The following is a 16,477-nucleotide window of genomic DNA, read 5'->3' as shown; positions in this document are numbered from 1 at the left end:
GTCCCCGGCCCTGCGATGGGCCGGGGCCACCGAAGACAAGCGGATGGTGGTCATGGTTACGCTGTTATCCTGCGCCCGACATGTCGTCCTTCTTGCCGTGGTGATGCTGGCTTGCATTGCCGGCGATACACGCGCGCAATCCGATCCGCTGCCATCATGGAATGACGGCGCGACCAAACAGGCCATTCTCGATTTCGTCGCCCGCGTGACGCGCGACGGCGGACCGGACCATGTGCCGACCGCCGCGCGCATCGCCGTGTTCGACAATGACGGCACGCTCTGGGCCGAACAGCCCATCTATGTCCAGGCCGTCTTCGCACTCGATCGCATCAAGGCACTCGCGCCTCAGCATCCCGAATGGAAAAAGACGCAGCCCTATAGAGGGGTGATCGAGGGCGACGCCAAGGCGATTGCAGAGACCGGCGAGAAAGGTATCGCCGAGCTCCTCGCCGTCAGCCATGCCGGCATGACCACCGAAGCCTTCGCCAAGACCGTCGCCGACTGGCTCGCCACCGCGCGCCACCCGCGCTTCCGGCAACCCTACGACAAGCTCGTCTACCAGCCGCAAATCGAACTGCTCGCTTATCTCCGCGCCCATCAATTCAAGACCTTCATCGTCTCCGGCGGCGGCGTTGAATTCATGCGCGTCTTTGCCGAGACAACCTATGGCATCCCGCCCGAACAGGTGGTCGGCTCCTCCGGCGTGGTGACGTTCGAGCTCGGCGCCGACGGCACGCCCCAACTCGTCAAGCAAACCAAGATCGAATTCGTCGATGACGGCCCTGGCAAGCCTGTCGGCATCAACCGCTTCATCGGCCGCCGCCCCATCCTCGCCTTCGGCAATTCCGACGGCGACCACCAGATGCTGCAATATGTGATGGCCGGCCCCGGCGCCCGCTTCGCCGGCATCGTGCACCACACCGATAGCACCCGCGAATACGCCTATGACCGCTCCTCGAAAATCGGACAGCTCGACAAGGCGTGGGACGAGGCAACAGCTAAAGGCTGGACCATCGTCGACATGAAACGCGACTGGCGCAAGGTGTTCGCCTTCGAACCATAGCGGCCACAGCATCAAGGGAGGAGATCATCATGAAGACCATCGCCATCGCCGCTCTCCTGCTCACCTCGACGATCTCGCAAGCCCATGCGCAACCGACCGTCCCCGTCACCGTGGATAATTTCATCCGCGCCGAGACCGACACCTACTTCGCCAATTCCGTGCGCGACGGCGGCTTCGGAAGATTTCATCACAACCGCGCGCCTTTTCCGATCGACCACCAGAGCGTGATCCGCGGCAATCGCGACACGCTGTATTCGTCCGGCGTATTCGATCTCGATGCCGGCCCGGTCACCATCACCCTGCCCGATGCCGGCAAGCGCTATATGTCCGTGCAGGTCATCGACGAGGATCACTACACCACCACCGCCTATGGCCGCGGCCCGCATGTCGTGGACAAAGCGAAACTCGGCACCCGCTATGCCATCGTCGGCGTCCGCACACTGGTCGACCCCAACGATCCCGACGACGTCAAGCGCGTCCATGCCTTGCAGGACGCCTTCGTCACCGCGCAGTCGGGCGGCCCCGGCACATTCGCAATTCCGAACTGGGACAAAGCGAGCCTGAAGAAAGTGCGCGACGCGCTGCTCGTCCTCGCCAGCACCGTCTCCGATACCCGCCGCGCCTTTGGCAGCAAAAGCCAGGTCGATCCGATCCAGCATCTGATCGGCACCGCATCGGCCTGGGGCGCCAATGCACCGCGGGACGCCATCTATCTCACCACCGTGCCCGACAAGAATGACGGGCAGACACCCTACACGCTGAAGATCGGCGATGTGCCCGTCGATGGGTTCTGGTCGGTCAGCGTCTACAATGCCGACGGCTATTACGAAGCCAATCCAGCCAATGCCTACACGCTGAACAACATCACGGCGCAGAAGGACAATGACGGTGCGATCACCGTGCAGTTCGGCGGCTGCGGTGAGAAGGCAGCAAACTGCCTGCCGATCATGAAGGGCTGGAACTACATGACCCGCCTGTATCGGCCCCGGCGCGAGATTCTCGACGGCAGCTGGACATTCCCGGCCGCCAAACCTGCAAGTTGACAGCCATCATGAGCGGTCTCGATCTTTTCGCCTGGACCGTGCTGATCATCCTGGTCGCAGTGCTCGTGCTCGTGATCTGGCTGATGGGCAGCACGCCTGGCCACGTGGCCCGGCGGCGCCATCATCCATGGGCCGAGGCCGTCAGCGTCGCCGGATGGGTGACGCTGATCTTCGGCTTTGCGCTGTGGCCGCTGGCGATGGTCTGGGCCTATGTCGATGCGCCCCGTCGGAAGGAGCAGCGGCCATGATGATCGCGCTGATGGCACTTTATCTGGCGCTGCTGTTCTCGCTGGTGTGGCTCGGCGCCATCCGCTTCAACGCGTTCTGGAAGGCGTCGCCCTTCATCGTGCTGTTGCTGCTCAACCTGCTGCTGTTCATCCCGATGGGCTGGGGCGCGCCGCAAGGCCATGCCATCGTGTTCCGCAACGCCGTCGCCATCGTGCCCAATGTGGCCGGCGAAGTCGTCGATGTGCCGGTCGCGCCCAACACCGCCCTCAAGCATGGCGATGTCCTGTTCAGGATCGATCCGCTGCCTTACGCGGCACAGGTGAAAGCAATCGAAGCGCAGCTCAAGCTTTCCACCACCCGCCTCACCCAGATGGCCACGCTCTATGAGCGCGATGCCGGCCGCGCCTTCGATGTTGAACAGCGGCAATCCGAGGTCGATCAATTGCAGGCGCAGCTCGACAATGCGCGCTGGAATCTCGACAAGACCACCATACGCGCACCCGCCGATGGCTATGTCACCAATGTCGCGCTGCGCAGCGGCGCCCGCGTCGGCAATCTGCCGGTCGCCCCAGCGATGGCCTTCATCGACACATCCACCACCAGCGTCGCTGTCGAGATCGCCCAGATCGACGCACGCTATGTCGCGCCCGGCCAGAGCGTCGAGATCGCCTTCAAATTCGTGCCCGGCCGCGTCGTCACTGGCAAGGTCGAGAGCGTGCTGCAAGCCGTGGCGACCGGCCAGACACAGGTCTCGGGCGAAGCCGTGATGCCGAAGACCATCGCCACCGTACCCTTCATTGCGCGCATCGCACTCGACGACAGCGTTTTCGCCAACACGCTGCCTGCCGGCGCCACCGGGACGGCGGCGATCTTCACCGATCACGTCAAAGCCAGCCATGTCATCCGCCGCGTCCTGCTCCGGCAGATCGCGATCCTGAACTATGTGATTCCATTCTGAGGAGGCGCGTTGTGGGATTTTTCCGAACGGCTTCATGGTTGACGGCGCTGTCGATCGCCATCGGCGCCCTCACCTCCACATCGGCCGCACAGGCGCAAGGCAAGCAGATCACCGATCAGGATGTCTCCGATGCCTGGATCTATCTTTTCGCGCGCCTGCTGGTGCTGCGGCAGCAGCAGCTCGATTTCAAGGACGGTTTCAAGTGGAACGAACTCGTCCACCGCAAGCCCGGCGCGGTCGACTGGCCGAATCCCAATCTCGACGTCGCCTATTCCGAAGCCTGGGTCGCAGCGGATGAGACAAGCTGCACCATCGTGACGGTGCCGAAGATCACCGGGCGCTATTACACGGTGCAGTTCCTCAATGGCTGGGGCGAGACCCTCGCCAACCTCAGCGAACGCCTATTCCCCAGCAAACCCGACGGCGATTTCGCCATCTGCCTGCGTGGTGCCAAGGTCGATCTGCCGCAAGGCACCAAGCGTGTCGATTTCCCCGTCAAATATTCGCGCGTTCTGCTGCGTGTCGAACTCGGTGACGACTGGAACGAGGCCGTCCGCCTGCAGCGTCAATTCACCATGCGCGCGACAGGCACGCCCCGCCTCCCCGTCATTCCCGTGACCCCAGCCTTCGATCTGGAGAAGCTTCCGGGCGTCGAGGCTTTCGACTCCGCCGATGTCGCATTGAGCAGCGACCCCGATCTCAATCCCGGTCTCGACTCCTACGCAGCCAATGCGCGTGCAATCCAGCAGGCGATCAGGGATCCTGCGATCCGCGAACGTCTCGCGACAGTGGTCCGCGAAAAGGCCCACCCCGATTTCGGCCGATACGGTCCGCCGATCGGCCATGGTGTTGTCGTCAATGGCTGGGCCCGCCCTGCCGTGGTCGGCACCTATGACATCGACTATGTCACACGCAGCCTCGTCAATTACGGGGGCATCTGGGCCAATATCATGCCGGAGGTGCTGTATTATCGCGCCAGCGTGGACGGCGCCGGCGCAACACTGTCCGGCGATAACAGCTACAGCATCACCTTCCCGAAGGACCAGCTCCCGCAATCCTTCGCCAGATATTTCTGGTCGGTCATCGCGGTGGATACGACGCATTTCCGCGTGCTGCCCAATCCGAAGCAGCGCTATCTGCTCAATCGCGAAACCAGGCCCGAAACCAGCAGCGACGGCTCGCTGACATTGTACTTCGCCGCCGACAAGCCCGCCAACGCACCGGACGGCAACTGGCTGCCCACACTGCGTGGCTTGGCCTATCGCCTCACCTTCCGCTTTTACGGACCACTCGATGGCGTCGCCAACGGCACCTATTTCCCGCCGCCGCTGGTGAAGCAGCAATAGCGCACCCGATGAAAATGGAGGGGACGGCATGACACGAACAGACATTTGGGGCGCAGCAGGACTCGGCCTGCTCCTGTGCTTTGCCAGCAACAAGCCCGCGGCGGCAGACGAAGGCGGATTGAGCTTCTGGTTGCCCGGCCAGTTCGGAAGCCTCGCCGCCACACCTGTCACGCCCGGCTGGTCATGGGCAACCATCTATATTCACACCAGCGTCGCCTCCGGCGCGGGCCAGCAGTTTCCGCGCGGCGGTCGCGTCGATGTGGGCATCAGCGGTCGCGGTGATCTCGTCGCCTATGGCCCGACCTATGTCTTCGCCACGCCCGTGCTCGGCGCCCAGGCGTCAGTCAGCGTGCTCGGCATCGCTGGCCGCAATCATGCCTCCGCCGATCTGTCGCTCACCGGTCCGCTCGGCAACACCATCGCCGTCAACCGCGCGCAGGATCTTACCTCCTATGGCGATGTCATCGCGCAGGTGGCGCTGAAGTGGAATATGGGCGTGCACAACATCATCGCCTATGGCATGGGTGACATTCCGGTCGGCGACTATGATTCCAACCGGCTCGCCAATCTCGGCATCGGCCACGGCGCCATCGATTTCGGCGGCGGCTACACCTATTTCAATCCGCATACCGGCAACGAATTTTCCGCCGTCGCCGGCATGACCTACAATTTCAAGAACACATCGACGCAGTATCAGAACGGGATCGACGTTCATCTCGATTGGGGCGCCTCGCACTTCATCACCAAGCAGGTGCAGCTCGGCCTTGTCGGCTACTACTTCCAGCAGATCACCGATGATTTTGGCGCGCCTGCAGCGCTTGGCGGCTTTCGCTCGCGGGTGGCCGGCATCGGGCCGCAGATCGGCTTCCTGTTTCCCGTCGGCGACATGCAGGGCTATCTGAACATCAAGGCTTACGGCGAATTCGCAGCACAGAACCGGCCGGAGGGATTCAATACCTGGCTCACTTTTGCGCTGTCGCCAAAAGCACCGGAGCACACGCCAGCACCGCCCCGCTTACATCGAAAATAGATGCCTCCGCGAAGAATGAAAGCAACAGCAGTTCAAACTAGGGAGCAAACGAGATGAAATCACATGTCACACTGAGCGTCGCGGCTGCGATCGTCCTTGCATCACTTGCCACCATCGATGCCGCGGCCGCGCCGCTGACAGTCGCCACGCGCGCGAGCGATATCGTCATGCAGGAAAATGTTGTCGCCGAAGTCGCCTATCGCCGCGGCGGTGCCGTGCGTCGGCGCACCGTCGTCGGTCCGCGTGGTGGCGTCTATCACAGCCGCACCGCCGTGCGTGGCGCCGCCGTGGTGCGACCGGGCTGGCACGGTGGCGGCACACGCTGGGTCAGGCCGGGCAACTACTGGTGGCCGGTGGGTGGAGCGGTCGCAGCCGGTGCTGCCATCGGCTTTGCCAGTGCCGCGACCGCCGCCGCCTGGGCCGGCCCACCACCGGCGCCGGGCTATTGCTGGTACTACACCGATGCGAGCAAGACGCAGGGATTCTGGGACGCGTGCCCGCGATAGACCGTGTTTCGCTGTTTCGTAGGATGGGTTGAGCGAAGCGATACCCATCGCCGCCAGCGCTTGTGGTGATGGGTATCGCTTCGCTCAACCCATCCTACGCGACTATTCCGCGACCACACTCGGCGCGTGCTTCGCGGGTCCGGCCAACGGGCGCTCTTCCATCAGAACCAGGAAGAGCGCCGCCAGCGCCAGCATCGCTGCCGCGGATTCGAACACGTAGCGGAACGCGATGATCATGTCTTCGCGCGCGATCGCCTGCGTCGCTTGCGCATGCTCGCCATGGATCGCGAGATTGGGGCCGAGCGCCATCAGCAGCACCGTGGTGAACGCCGCCACCGTGAAGGAGGACACCAGTGCGCGAAAAAAGTTCATGGCGCCGGTCACCGTGCCAACCTGCGGACGCGGCACTGCGTTCTGGATCGAGACGAGGCTGACCGGGAAGATCATGCCGAGGCCGATGGAGAGAATGCCGAGCATGGTGAGCAACTGCCACAGCGGCAGCGGCGTCAGCAGCGCGATGGCAAGGCCCATCACCGCGGCCACCGATGTGCCGAAAATGGCGATGCGCTTGTAATGCACGGCCTTGGCCATGGTGCGGCCGGCGATCAGCGCGCCAAGCACCGACACCGCCGCGATCGGGATCAGCGCCAGGCCGGCTTCAGCAGCCGTGAGGCCATAGACCACTTCATAATAGAGCGGCATATGCACGGTGAGCCCGAGCATCGCGCCCATGCAGCAGCCGCCCGCGGCCATCGCAAATGGCACCACGCGGCCGCCGATCAGGGACAGCGGCAGGAACGGCTGATCGGTATGCATCGCATGCCAGACGAAGGCAACGCCGATGACGACGGCGGAGCCGACCAGCGCGATGATGGTCGGCGACAGCCAGGAGAAGCGCGTGCCGCCCCATGTCAGCGCCAGCATGAAGGACACGGCCGAGATCATCAGCAGCACGCCGCCGAGCCAATCGACCTTGCGCCGGCGATGGAAGACCGGAATCTTTTTCATCGCCGGGAGCATGAGCGCGAGCGCGCCGATGCCGAGCGGGATGTTCACCCAGAAGATCATCGACCAGTGCAGATGTTCGGCAAATACGCCGCCAAGGATCGGCCCGCCAATGCCGGCCGCCACCCAGACGCCGCTGAAATAGGCCTGATACTGGCCGCGCTCCTTCGGCGAGACCACATCGGAAATGATGGTCTGCACGATGGGCAGAATGCCGCCGCCGCCAAGGCCCTGCAGCGCGCGGGCGATGATCAGGAAAATCATGTTCGGCGCGAGTGCGCACAGGACCGAGCCCACGATGAACAGCGCCATTGCGGCGATGATCGTGGCGCGGCGGCCATAGATGTCGCTGAGCGTGCCGAATACTGGCGCCACCGCGGTCGACGCGAGCAGATAGGCAGTGATCACCCAGGAGAGATTTGAGACATCGGCAAATTGTCGACCGATGGTCGGCAAGGCGGAGGCCACGATCGTCTGGTCGAGTGCCGCAAGGAACATCGCAAGCAGCAGGCTGATCAGGATGGTGCGGATCTCGGCCTGGGTCAGCGGCGCCGGCGTGATGTCGGGCGACGCATGTTTGAGAGCGATGGCCTCGGTCGGGATGCGCGACAATTCTTCGGCAAGCTCGTCGGACAATGGCTGATCATCGGCCGCCGGGCGGCTCTGACGTTGAATCTGGTTCATGAAGCGCGCAGTTCGCAATCTCGGGCATCGGCACCGCCAGGCGCGGCGCAACGGATGGTTGCAGATGTTTTATGCTTCGAACGACGGCCGCAACAGGTGTTTCATTGCATGGGAGCGTCCCGCCGCAGGCAGCCGCTCGCGCGTCCGTGATCAGGCGCGGCTGAGCTCGGCGAGGCGGCGCCATTTCTCATAGGCGTAGCGGCGGTTGTAGTCCGCCACATCCCATCCCGCAGCGCCGTCGAGGAAACCGGCGCGGAGGATGAAGGTCTTGAAGAAAGCGGCCCAGCCATGCAGCGGTGCCTGAATGGCACCGGCGCGCTTGCCGCGCGAAAACATCTGCTGCGCGGCTGCGGTGGAATAGCGGACGATCTTGTCCTCGGCATCGGCGCGCGAGGTGATGCTGTCATGCTCGATGCGGAACGCAGCGGTGCGGACCGGGCCGTCCGGGATCAAGCGCTCATGGACGAGATCGTCGGAGAACCGCGCCGTTCCGCGCCGGAACAACCGCGTGACGTAATCCGGCGACCAGCCGCTGTGGTTGATGACGCTGCCGCAGAACCGCGACCGCCGCGACATGCGGAAAGCCGGCGCATCGGACTCCATCGCCGCCTGCAGCGGCGCGATCGCCTCCGCATCCAGCCACTCATCCGCATCGAGCGACAGCACCCACGCGCCTTGCGCTTGTGCGAGCGCCCTCTGCTTCTGCGGCCCGAAGCCCGGCCAGTCCGATGTGACGATCACCCTGGCGCCCAGCGATTCCGCGATCTCAACCGTCCGATCATGGCTACCGCTATCGACGACGATGATCTCGTCCGCACACGGCACCGACGCCAGGCACCGGCCGATGCAGGCTTCCTCATTCTTCGTAATGACAATGAGAGAAAGCTTTGGCGCTGGCGACATCTACGCCGGCCGCTTCTTTAGCTTTGCGATGCGCGGCAATTGCGCCGGCCAGGACACGATGTGGTTCTCAAGCTCCTCATCCGGCACGGTTTCTTCCGACGCCTCGACCCGCCCACGAACCGAAACCCCGGCCTCGTGAACGGTCTCGGAACTCCCCGAAATCAGCGGATGCCACCAATAAAGATCGCGTTTTTCCGCCGCTAGCTTGTAGCCACAGCTATGCGGCAGCCAGCTCAATTCACGCACATTTTCAGGCGTCAGGCGGACGCAATCGGGCACCTGGTCGGAGCGATTTTGATAATCCTTACAGGCACATAGGTTGGCATCAAGGAGCTTGCAGGAAATATGCGTGTAATAGATCCGGCCGGTATCTTCGTCTTCAAGCTTGTTCAGGCAGCAGCGCCCGCAGCCGTCGCACAGGCTCTCCCATTCGGCGTCGGACATGTCCTCTAACGCCTTGGTCTTCCAGAACATTCCCTCCTGCGCGGAGAGACGTGGGGAGCGTGCGGTCATGCGGCTTGAATGAGTCCAGATGTGTGGGCGAAGCGTCCTTCTAGCGGCGTTAGCCCTGAGCAGCAATTGTGCTGCGCTGCCATTGGTTTATCGGCCCTGCTCGGCTAAAACTTGACGAGTCTCCCGTGCCGCAACACTGCCGCCGGGATGCCGCAATGATACCGCAACAGACGCGCCAGCACTGCAACGAAACCAAGGCCCGAAGTGCCAAAAATTGACCCGTCGAAGTGGATCATGAAAGTCCGGCATTTCCTGCTGGATCTCGACGCGCGCATCGATTCCGGCCTGTTTTCGTCCGGCCGCGGCACCCGCGAATTATGGGAACGCTATTCGACCTTCATGGACCGGTTCCATGTGGGCAGCTGGAAGCGCTGGCTGTTCATCGAGCCGCTGTCGGAAGCAGCGACGCTCGGCCTCGGTGGCCTCGTGCTGATGCTCGCCCTCGCCCAGTCGGCGTTCCGCGAAACGTCTGACGAAGACTGGCTGAAGAAATCCGATCTCGCCGTCACCTTCCTGGATCGCTACGGCAATCCGATCGGCAGCCGCGGCATCAAGCACAATGACTCGATCCCGCTGGAAGACTTCCCGGATAACCTGATCAAGGCGACGCTGGCCACCGAAGACCGCCGCTTCTACGATCATTTCGGCATCGATATCGCCGGCACCGCGCGTGCGCTTGTCACCAATGCGCAGGCCGGCGGCGTGCGCCAGGGCGGCTCGTCGATTTCGCAGCAGCTTGCCAAGAACCTGTTCCTGACCAATGAGCGCACCATCGAGCGCAAGGTGAACGAAGCCTTCCTTGCGATCTGGCTCGAGACTCGCCTGACCAAGAACGAAATTCTAAAACTCTATCTCGACCGCGCTTACATGGGCGGCGGCACCTTCGGCGTCGATGGCGCCGCGCATTTCTATTTCAACAAGTCCGCGCGCGACGTAACGCTGGCGGAAGCCGCGATGCTCGCCGGCCTGTTCAAAGCGCCGACCAAATACGCGCCGCATATCAACCTGCCGGCCGCGCGCGCCCGCGCGAACCAGGTGCTCGACAACATGGTCGACGCCGGCTTCATGACCGAAGGCCAGGTGTTCGGCGCCCGCCGCAATCCGGCCATCGCCGTCGATCGCCGTCAGGAAGTGTCGCCGAACTACTACCTCGACTGGGCCTTCGACGAGATGCGCCGCCTCGTCGAGACATTTCCAAAATCCTATGTGGAGCGCGTCTTCGTGGTGCGCACCGCCATCGACATGAATGTGCAGCGCACCGCCGAAGCGGCCGTCGAAAACCAGCTCCGCCAGTTCGGCCGCGACTATCACGCGACCCAGGCCGCCGCTGTGCTGGCCGATCTTGATGGCGGCATCCGCGCCATGGTGGGCGGCCGCGACTACGGCGCCAGCCAGTTCAACCGTGCTGTGGACGCGATGCGCCAGCCCGGCTCGTCGTTCAAACCCTATGTCTACACAGCGGCACTGCTGAACGGCTACACGCCGAAATCCGTGATCCTCGACGGGCCCGTCTGTATCGGCAACTGGTGCCCGCAGAACTACGGCCACTCCTATTCCGGCAATGTCACGCTGACCCAGGCGATCACGCGCTCCATCAATGTGGTCCCAGTAAAGATCTCCATCGCGCTCGGCAAAGGCAGCCCGAAAGCGGGCCGCGCCAAGATCGTCGAAGTCGCGCGCAAATTCGGCATCAAGGCACCGTTGCTCGATACGCCGTCGCTGCCGATCGGCTCGACGGAAGTGTCGGTGGTCGAACACGCCACCGCCTATGTCACCTTCCCCAACAAGGGCCGCGCCGTGGCGCCGCATTCGGTGCTGGAAGTGCGCACCGGTGCCGGCGATCTGGTCTGGCGCTATGATCGCGACGGGCCGAAGCCGACGCAGGCGATCCCCGCTTCGGTCGCTGCCGACATGGCGGAGATGATGAGCCATGTGGTGAGCGAAGGCACCGCACGCCGTGCTGCCATGGATGGCATTCCGACGGCGGGCAAGACCGGCACGACCAATGCCTATCGTGACGCCTGGTTCGCCGGCTACACCGGCAACTTCGCTGCGGCCGTCTGGTACGGCAATGACGACTATTCGCCGACCAACCGCATGACCGGCGGTTCGCTGCCGGCGCAGACCTGGCGCGAGATCATGGTGGCCGCGCATCAGGGCATCGAGATCCGGGAATTGCCAGGCGTCGGCATGGGCACGAAGAATCCGGCTGCGGCAGCCTCCGCCGCCATGGCTGCCAATGCACAGGAGCAGAAGCCCGGGCCACCTCCGGTGCTGACGCGACGCGGCGCGGACATCCTGCTGCGCGTGGAAAAGATGCTCGACGATGCCGGCAAGTCGGTGGGCCGAACATCCGCAAATGACGAGCAACCGAAGCCGCGCGCCTCCACCACGCTCGCCTTCCCGGAGAACTACGCGGCCGCTGGCAACGATGCTGCGAAGCCGGCCCCTGCTCCCACCACACGCAAGAACTGAAGCTGACGACATGACGGTGGTGGCGACGTGCGGCTGATCTTCCTCACGCTTCTGGGGCTCGCAATCGCAGCCGGCGTCGGCCTCGGCCTAACCTGGACGACGGCGACGCGCGGCGTCGAACTCGGCACGCTGACCATTGGTTCGTGGACAGCGCGTCCGCGCAGCGGCTCGAACGAGATCGATCCCTATGCCCGCGCCTCGATCGCGCGTTCCGGTGAACTGCCGATCGGCACCGGCGACGGCATCACGTTCACTGCCACGCGAGACGACAACAACAAGCTGCTCGACGGCCGCTGCGATGTGGTGATCAGCGGCGTCACCCCGCCTGCCCGCTTCTGGACACTGACGCTGTATGACACCAAGGGTCGCCTCGTCGCCAATACGCTGGAGCGCTATGGCTTCACCAGCCAGGAAGTGGTGCGCAGCGCCGACGGTGCTTTCGAGATCCGCATCGCTGCCCGATCGCGCGCCGGCAACTGGCTGCCGACCAGTGCTGTCGATCGCTATGTGCTGATGCTGCGGCTTTACGATACGCCGGTGGGAGTCGCCACACGCAGCCAGAAGGATGCGCCGATGCCGGCCATCGCCACTGTGGGCTGTCCGTCATGATCCGGCTGCTCTTCACCATCATCGGCGGCGTGCTGCTCGGCGGCGTCGTGCATCTGGTCAGCGTGCTGGCGCTGCCGCGTATCGCGACACAGGATGCCTATTCGCGGCTGGCCGCGGTGACCAAAGAGAACGCTGTGACGCCGCTGGCGCAGACAAATCCGGCCAATGCGTTGCTGCCCTATATGGATCCTGCATTCGCCATGGCTGTGTGCCGCTACGATCTGTCCAAGGGACCGATCAAGCTGACAGTGCCCGTGAGCCAGTCCTATACTTCGGTGTCGTTCTACACCCGCAGCGACGTCGCCTATTACGCCATCAATGACCGGTCCGCCGGTCGCCGCGTCATCGAACTCGATCTGATGACCGAGGCACAGCACGAGGCGCTGCCGGAAGAGGAAGACGTGACCGCCGCCGACCGGCTGATCATCGATTCGCCGACCGAGACCGGCCTGATCGTCTTAAAGGCGCTGGCCGCTGAGCCCGGCTTGATGACGCAAGCGCAGGCGTCGCTCGCGGCCTCGAATTGCCGCGTGCAAACGGAGCCGTCGACGACACCGGCGAAGGGCAAGCGCTGAGATTGTAGATCGTAGGATGGGTTGAGCGAAGCGATACCCATCACACCAGGGACGGAGCTTGCGGTGATGGGTATCGCTCCGGCGCTGCGCGCCTGCGCTCAACCCATCCTACGACTCCCTGCCCGTGACCTTTTCCCGCATGGAAAACGTCTAACAAGCGCCTCCCCGTAATCTGCCTGCCATCCGCTTCAGCGATGCTGCGTGTCGATCCCATGACACGGCGAATCGACGAAGCGGAACGCACATGCATCACGATCAGGCCACGGCGGAAACGACATCCTCCTATCTGCTCTCTTTCGTCTGGTGGCCCCTGCTTTATTCCAGCGCGCTGGCCGGCGCGTGGTTCGCCTTCGCCAGCACTGCACCCATCATGTGGTTCAATGCCGTTTACGCCGCGTTGCTCGGCGCGATTGTCCTGCTCGAACGCGCGATGCCGCACCGGCCGGAATGGCTCGACCATGACGGCGAAACACTGAACGATATCGGCCATACACTGCTCACCAAAGGCGCGGCGCAGCTTGCGGTGGCCGCAACGTCGATCGTGCCCATGGCGGTTGCGACCGTGACGCGCGCAGACGATCATATGTCGCAGCTATGGCCGACGCAGTGGCCACTGATTGCGCAGGTGGTGCTCGCGCTGGTGATCGCCGAATTCGGTCTCTACTGGTCGCACCGCATTGCGCATGAAAACCTGTTCTTCTGGCGCTTCCATGCGCTCCATCACAGCGTGCTCCGGCTCTGGGTGGTGAATACCGGCCGTTTCCATGTGGTGGATTCTCTGATCAAGATGACGCTGAGTCAGGCGCCACTCTATCTGCTCGACGCACCGCTGCAGGTGTTCTTGTGGGTCGGCGCCGTGACGGCAATCACGGGCCTCCTCACTCATTGCAATGTGGAAACGCGCACGGCGCTGTTCGATCCGATCTTCGCAACGCCAAAGCTGCATCGCTGGCATCATTCGAAGACGTTGAAAGAAGGTAACAGCAATTACTGCGAGAACATCATGATCTGGGATCATGTGTTCGGCACCTATCTCAATCCCGATAAGGCCTCACCGGATCGTCTCGGCATCAGCGGCCGCGTGGCGCCGGATTTTGTCGGCCAGATCATGCAGCCGTTTTCGCGCAGGGGCGCGCGTGAGATTCTGGGAAAGCGGGTTGGGCTTGTCGATCAAACGAAACCTGCGGAAAAGTCGGAGGCCGTAGGGCGGATCAGCGAAGCGTAATCCGCCGGCCGAGTGTGTGGCCAAGATCGGCGGATGACGGCTTCGCCTTATCCGCCCTACGGCAACTTCTATCCGCCGACACGCAACGCCATGCCGGGACGCACTGGCACGATGGTGCCGGCCGCTGCATTGGCTTGCGATCCCAGTTCATTGATCAGCATGTCGGCGCTTGCTGCGATATTGTCCGGTGCGTGAATCACGAGACGTTCAAGCGCCCATTTATAAGAAGACACGCGACGCTGCAGGCATTGCTCGACCCACTGGATGATCAGCGCATTCTCATCCATGCGTGCATTCGCGTCGCCGCGCTCGTTCGGCTGCACGCCGGTTACCAGCTTGAGACTCGCCGCCCGCTTGCGATCGAGTTCAGCTACACGCATCGCCGTGCCATAGAAGACTTCAAAGCGCAGGATGTCGTTGCGCACATCGTCCATCAGCACCGCATAGCGTGACGAATGCGAGCGATGCGGTTCGTCGATGAGCAGCTTTCCGTAAGCTGTACGATCAAACACGACATTCTGCCGCCACGGCGATTCAATCGGCTTGTAGTCGCCGAACACGCTCTTCCACAGCGGGCGCGAATGCGGTGGCTCGATCAAAGGATAGGCTTGATCACGCAATTGCCGTTCGAGATCGGTGAGCTGGAACTCGGATGATTTCTTGCCGACGCTACCGGTGGCCTCGACGCCAACCCAGCGATGCATGTCATCGGTGACGGCGTTGTTCCGCGTACGACCGAAATCGCCACCGGCGCATCCGCCAAGCGTGGTGGCCAGCAAGATGATGCATGCGACAATCGGCGGCGTGCGCCGAAGCCTCGTGCGGTTCGGTGTGCACATCATCGGCATAAGCAGGGTTCCGCGATCAGGATCGCGCGCGGCGCTTGCGGCGACGGCTCGGCGCAGTGCCCTCTTCCGGCCCACGACCACCATTCGCGTCATCGATATGACGTTCGATGCGGATCACCGGCAGGATCAGGATTTGTGCAGATGACATTTTTGCAGATGTCTTGCGGGGTTGCAGGGCCACATCCACGCCCAGCCTGCGCGCTGCCGCATCTGCCGGGAACTTGATGATATCGCCCATGGTCTCCGCCTCTTGCACCGTCTCCTCGCGGACGGCACCGTCGCATTAGGGGGATTTATGGTTAATGCACTGTTAACGACATCGCGCAGACTTTAACGATATCTCGCCGCATTCTTGTCTGAAAGTACCACCGGGGAACGGAGCGACGCCTCCCCGCATTCGACTCACCCGACAGACAAGCAGGATGAAATCTGACGATGAGCGCAACACTGCAAAGCGTGGACGATCTTCACCTGGCGACGAACTGGAGAGAACGGATGCGCTGTCCGCGTTGCGGTTCGCCGATCTCCGACATTCACGCCAAGCCGTCTTGCGTGAACTATCGCTGCGATTACTCGACCGACGGTTTTCCGATGGTCGATGGCCAGCCGGTGCTGATCGATTTCGAGGACAGCGTATTCGATCGCAAGATGTATCGCCGCGAGCACGGCTCGGTGCTGAGCCGCGATACGACCGGCCGCTCACTTGGCTCGCGCCTGCATCGCTTCACTTTTGGCGGCAATCCCGTGGCCGAAGGCAACTGCCAGAAATTCATCACGCTGCTGAAGCAGGACAATCCGAATCCTGTGGTGCTGGTGGTCGGCGGCGCCACGGTCGGCGCCGGCTCGCATGAACTCTATGACGATCCCGATATTGAAGTCGTCGGCAGTGACGTGTTTTCCTCCGAAAACACCGTGCTGGTAGCCGACGCGCATCGCCTGCCCTTCCATGATGCCACCTTCGACGGCGTCTGGATCCAGGCCGTGCTCGAACATGTGCTGGAGCCCGCGACTGTGGCCGCAGAAATTCATCGCGTGCTGAAACCGCAGGGGCTCGTTTATGCCGAGACGCCGTTCATGCAGCAGGTGCACGAACGCGCTTACGACTTCTCGCGCTTCACCCGCAGCGGGCATCGCTGGCTATTCCGCAAATTCGACGAGATCGAAGCTGGCGCCGTGACCGGCCCAGGCATCGCGCTGCTGTGGTCGATCCGCTATTTCTCACGCGCCCTGGGTGCCGGCGACAAGTTTTCGCGACTCGCCACGCTGCCCTTCTTCTGGCTGCGCTATTTCGATCGCTTCGGGAAATCCCGCGCCCGCGCCGATGCGGCCGGCGGCGTCTATTTCATGGGCCGGCGAAACGAACGCGCGATCAAGCCCGGCAGCATGCCGATGTATTATGACGGCCAGATCTGACGGCTGGACGTCACAACTGGACATGGAACCGTCGATGGTTAAGGGGGCCTTAA

At 62.9% G+C, this 16,477-nt stretch carries 17 protein-coding genes; 12 read left to right on the top strand and 5 right to left on the bottom strand.

What is annotated here, in order from left to right; genetic code table 11:
* Positions 1-43 precede the first annotated feature (43 nt).
* Genes AC1RQ5_RS12515 through AC1RQ5_RS12485 form a run of 7 tightly spaced genes read left to right on the top strand, consistent with a single transcriptional unit; the run spans position 44 to position 6,174 of the window.
* Complete coding sequence (locus AC1RQ5_RS12515; protein WP_493199298.1) at positions 44-1,063, top strand: HAD family hydrolase; 1,020 nt, start codon at positions 44-46, stop codon at positions 1,061-1,063.
* Between the two features lie 29 nt (positions 1,064-1,092).
* Positions 1,093-2,106, top strand: a complete 1,014-nt coding sequence (locus tag AC1RQ5_RS12510) for a DUF1254 domain-containing protein (RefSeq protein ID WP_493199296.1) — start codon at positions 1,093-1,095, stop codon at positions 2,104-2,106.
* Positions 2,107-2,114: 8 nt separating this feature from the next.
* Positions 2,115-2,354 carry a DUF3302 domain-containing protein gene (locus tag AC1RQ5_RS12505; RefSeq protein ID WP_493199295.1) on the top strand — a complete coding sequence of 80 codons (240 nt, stop codon included), beginning with the start codon at positions 2,115-2,117 and terminating at the stop codon, positions 2,352-2,354.
* Positions 2,351-3,292, top strand: coding sequence for an HlyD family secretion protein (locus AC1RQ5_RS12500; RefSeq protein WP_493199293.1), 942 nt, complete (start codon positions 2,351-2,353; stop codon positions 3,290-3,292). Before AC1RQ5_RS12505 ends, AC1RQ5_RS12500 begins: the two co-directional genes overlap by 4 nt.
* 11 nt (positions 3,293-3,303) lie before the next feature.
* Positions 3,304-4,638 (top strand): DUF1214 domain-containing protein, encoded by a 1,335-nt coding sequence (locus AC1RQ5_RS12495; RefSeq protein WP_493199291.1) that lies wholly within the window; start codon positions 3,304-3,306, stop codon positions 4,636-4,638.
* A 28-nt stretch (positions 4,639-4,666) separates the two neighbouring features.
* Positions 4,667-5,668 (top strand): SphA family protein, encoded by a 1,002-nt coding sequence (locus tag AC1RQ5_RS12490; RefSeq protein ID WP_493199290.1) that lies wholly within the window; start codon positions 4,667-4,669, stop codon positions 5,666-5,668.
* A 53-nt stretch (positions 5,669-5,721) separates the two neighbouring features.
* On the top strand, positions 5,722-6,174 hold the full coding sequence (locus AC1RQ5_RS12485) for a hypothetical protein (RefSeq protein WP_493199288.1): 453 nt from the start codon (positions 5,722-5,724) through the stop codon (positions 6,172-6,174).
* Positions 6,175-6,276: 102 nt separating this feature from the next.
* On the opposite strand, the gene AC1RQ5_RS12480 is transcribed toward AC1RQ5_RS12485, so the two are convergent.
* From AC1RQ5_RS12480 to AC1RQ5_RS12470, 3 genes are all read right to left on the bottom strand, one after another.
* Entirely contained in the window at positions 6,277-7,863 is a 1,587-nt protein-coding gene (locus AC1RQ5_RS12480) for an MDR family MFS transporter (protein WP_493199287.1), read from the bottom strand.
* A gap of 150 nt (positions 7,864-8,013) precedes the next feature.
* On the bottom strand, positions 8,014-8,766 hold the full coding sequence (locus tag AC1RQ5_RS12475) for a glycosyltransferase family 2 protein (RefSeq protein ID WP_493199285.1): 753 nt from the start codon (positions 8,764-8,766) through the stop codon (positions 8,014-8,016).
* Positions 8,767-9,279, bottom strand: a complete 513-nt coding sequence (locus tag AC1RQ5_RS12470; protein ID WP_493199284.1) for a YcgN family cysteine cluster protein — start codon at positions 9,277-9,279, stop codon at positions 8,767-8,769.
* A gap of 234 nt (positions 9,280-9,513) precedes the next feature.
* Here AC1RQ5_RS12470 and AC1RQ5_RS12465 point away from each other — a divergent pair, with 234 nt between their 5' ends.
* From AC1RQ5_RS12465 to olsE, 4 genes are all read left to right on the top strand, one after another.
* On the top strand, positions 9,514-11,754 hold the full coding sequence (locus tag AC1RQ5_RS12465; protein ID WP_493199282.1) for a transglycosylase domain-containing protein: 2,241 nt from the start codon (positions 9,514-9,516) through the stop codon (positions 11,752-11,754).
* A gap of 27 nt (positions 11,755-11,781) precedes the next feature.
* Positions 11,782-12,363 carry a DUF1214 domain-containing protein gene (locus tag AC1RQ5_RS12460; RefSeq protein WP_398482584.1) on the top strand — a complete coding sequence of 194 codons (582 nt, stop codon included), beginning with the start codon at positions 11,782-11,784 and terminating at the stop codon, positions 12,361-12,363.
* On the top strand, positions 12,360-12,938 hold the full coding sequence (locus AC1RQ5_RS12455; RefSeq protein ID WP_493199280.1) for a DUF1254 domain-containing protein: 579 nt from the start codon (positions 12,360-12,362) through the stop codon (positions 12,936-12,938). Before AC1RQ5_RS12460 ends, AC1RQ5_RS12455 begins: the two co-directional genes overlap by 4 nt.
* A gap of 244 nt (positions 12,939-13,182) precedes the next feature.
* Complete coding sequence (gene olsE, locus AC1RQ5_RS12450) at positions 13,183-14,163, top strand: ornithine lipid hydroxylase OlsE (protein ID WP_493199278.1); 981 nt, start codon at positions 13,183-13,185, stop codon at positions 14,161-14,163.
* A gap of 68 nt (positions 14,164-14,231) precedes the next feature.
* Here the strand turns inward: olsE and AC1RQ5_RS12445 are convergent, their stop codons facing one another.
* Both AC1RQ5_RS12445 and AC1RQ5_RS12440 read right to left on the bottom strand, forming a co-directional pair.
* Positions 14,232-15,002 (bottom strand): hypothetical protein, encoded by a 771-nt coding sequence (locus AC1RQ5_RS12445; RefSeq protein WP_398482594.1) that lies wholly within the window; start codon positions 15,000-15,002, stop codon positions 14,232-14,234.
* 25 nt (positions 15,003-15,027) lie between these two features.
* Positions 15,028-15,249, bottom strand: a complete 222-nt coding sequence (locus AC1RQ5_RS12440; protein ID WP_398482578.1) for a hypothetical protein — start codon at positions 15,247-15,249, stop codon at positions 15,028-15,030.
* Between the two features lie 257 nt (positions 15,250-15,506).
* On the opposite strand from AC1RQ5_RS12440, the gene AC1RQ5_RS12435 reads away from it, so the two are divergent.
* The gene (locus AC1RQ5_RS12435; RefSeq protein ID WP_493199276.1) at positions 15,507-16,424 is read left to right on the top strand and encodes a class I SAM-dependent methyltransferase; all 918 of its coding nucleotides are present in this window, start codon (positions 15,507-15,509) and stop codon (positions 16,422-16,424) included.
* The last annotated feature ends 53 nt before the right edge of the window (positions 16,425-16,477 follow it).

The sequence above is a fragment of the Tardiphaga sp. GW821-FHT12E02 genome (assembly GCF_058807155.1).
This window is presented reverse-complemented; position numbering and strand designations above follow the sequence as displayed.

Coding starts and splice junctions, on each gene's coding strand:
- AC1RQ5_RS12470 (WP_493199284.1), bottom strand. CDS start 9,279: ATGACCGCACGCTCCCCACGTCTCTCCGCGCAGGAGGGAATGTTCTGG.
- AC1RQ5_RS12480 (WP_493199287.1), bottom strand. CDS start 7,863: ATGAACCAGATTCAACGTCAGAGCCGCCCGGCGGCCGATGATCAGCCA.
- AC1RQ5_RS12500 (WP_493199293.1), top strand. CDS start 2,351: ATGATGATCGCGCTGATGGCACTTTATCTGGCGCTGCTGTTCTCGCTG.
- AC1RQ5_RS12475 (WP_493199285.1), bottom strand. CDS start 8,766: ATGTCGCCAGCGCCAAAGCTTTCTCTCATTGTCATTACGAAGAATGAG.
- AC1RQ5_RS12490 (WP_493199290.1), top strand. CDS start 4,667: ATGACACGAACAGACATTTGGGGCGCAGCAGGACTCGGCCTGCTCCTG.
- AC1RQ5_RS12515 (WP_493199298.1), top strand. CDS start 44: ATGGTGGTCATGGTTACGCTGTTATCCTGCGCCCGACATGTCGTCCTT.
- AC1RQ5_RS12485 (WP_493199288.1), top strand. CDS start 5,722: ATGAAATCACATGTCACACTGAGCGTCGCGGCTGCGATCGTCCTTGCA.
- AC1RQ5_RS12440 (WP_398482578.1), bottom strand. CDS start 15,249: ATGGGCGATATCATCAAGTTCCCGGCAGATGCGGCAGCGCGCAGGCTG.
- AC1RQ5_RS12510 (WP_493199296.1), top strand. CDS start 1,093: ATGAAGACCATCGCCATCGCCGCTCTCCTGCTCACCTCGACGATCTCG.
- AC1RQ5_RS12445 (WP_398482594.1), bottom strand. CDS start 15,002: ATGTGCACACCGAACCGCACGAGGCTTCGGCGCACGCCGCCGATTGTC.
- AC1RQ5_RS12435 (WP_493199276.1), top strand. CDS start 15,507: ATGCGCTGTCCGCGTTGCGGTTCGCCGATCTCCGACATTCACGCCAAG.
- AC1RQ5_RS12455 (WP_493199280.1), top strand. CDS start 12,360: ATGATCCGGCTGCTCTTCACCATCATCGGCGGCGTGCTGCTCGGCGGC.
- AC1RQ5_RS12465 (WP_493199282.1), top strand. CDS start 9,514: ATGAAAGTCCGGCATTTCCTGCTGGATCTCGACGCGCGCATCGATTCC.
- olsE (WP_493199278.1), top strand. CDS start 13,183: ATGCATCACGATCAGGCCACGGCGGAAACGACATCCTCCTATCTGCTC.
- AC1RQ5_RS12505 (WP_493199295.1), top strand. CDS start 2,115: ATGAGCGGTCTCGATCTTTTCGCCTGGACCGTGCTGATCATCCTGGTC.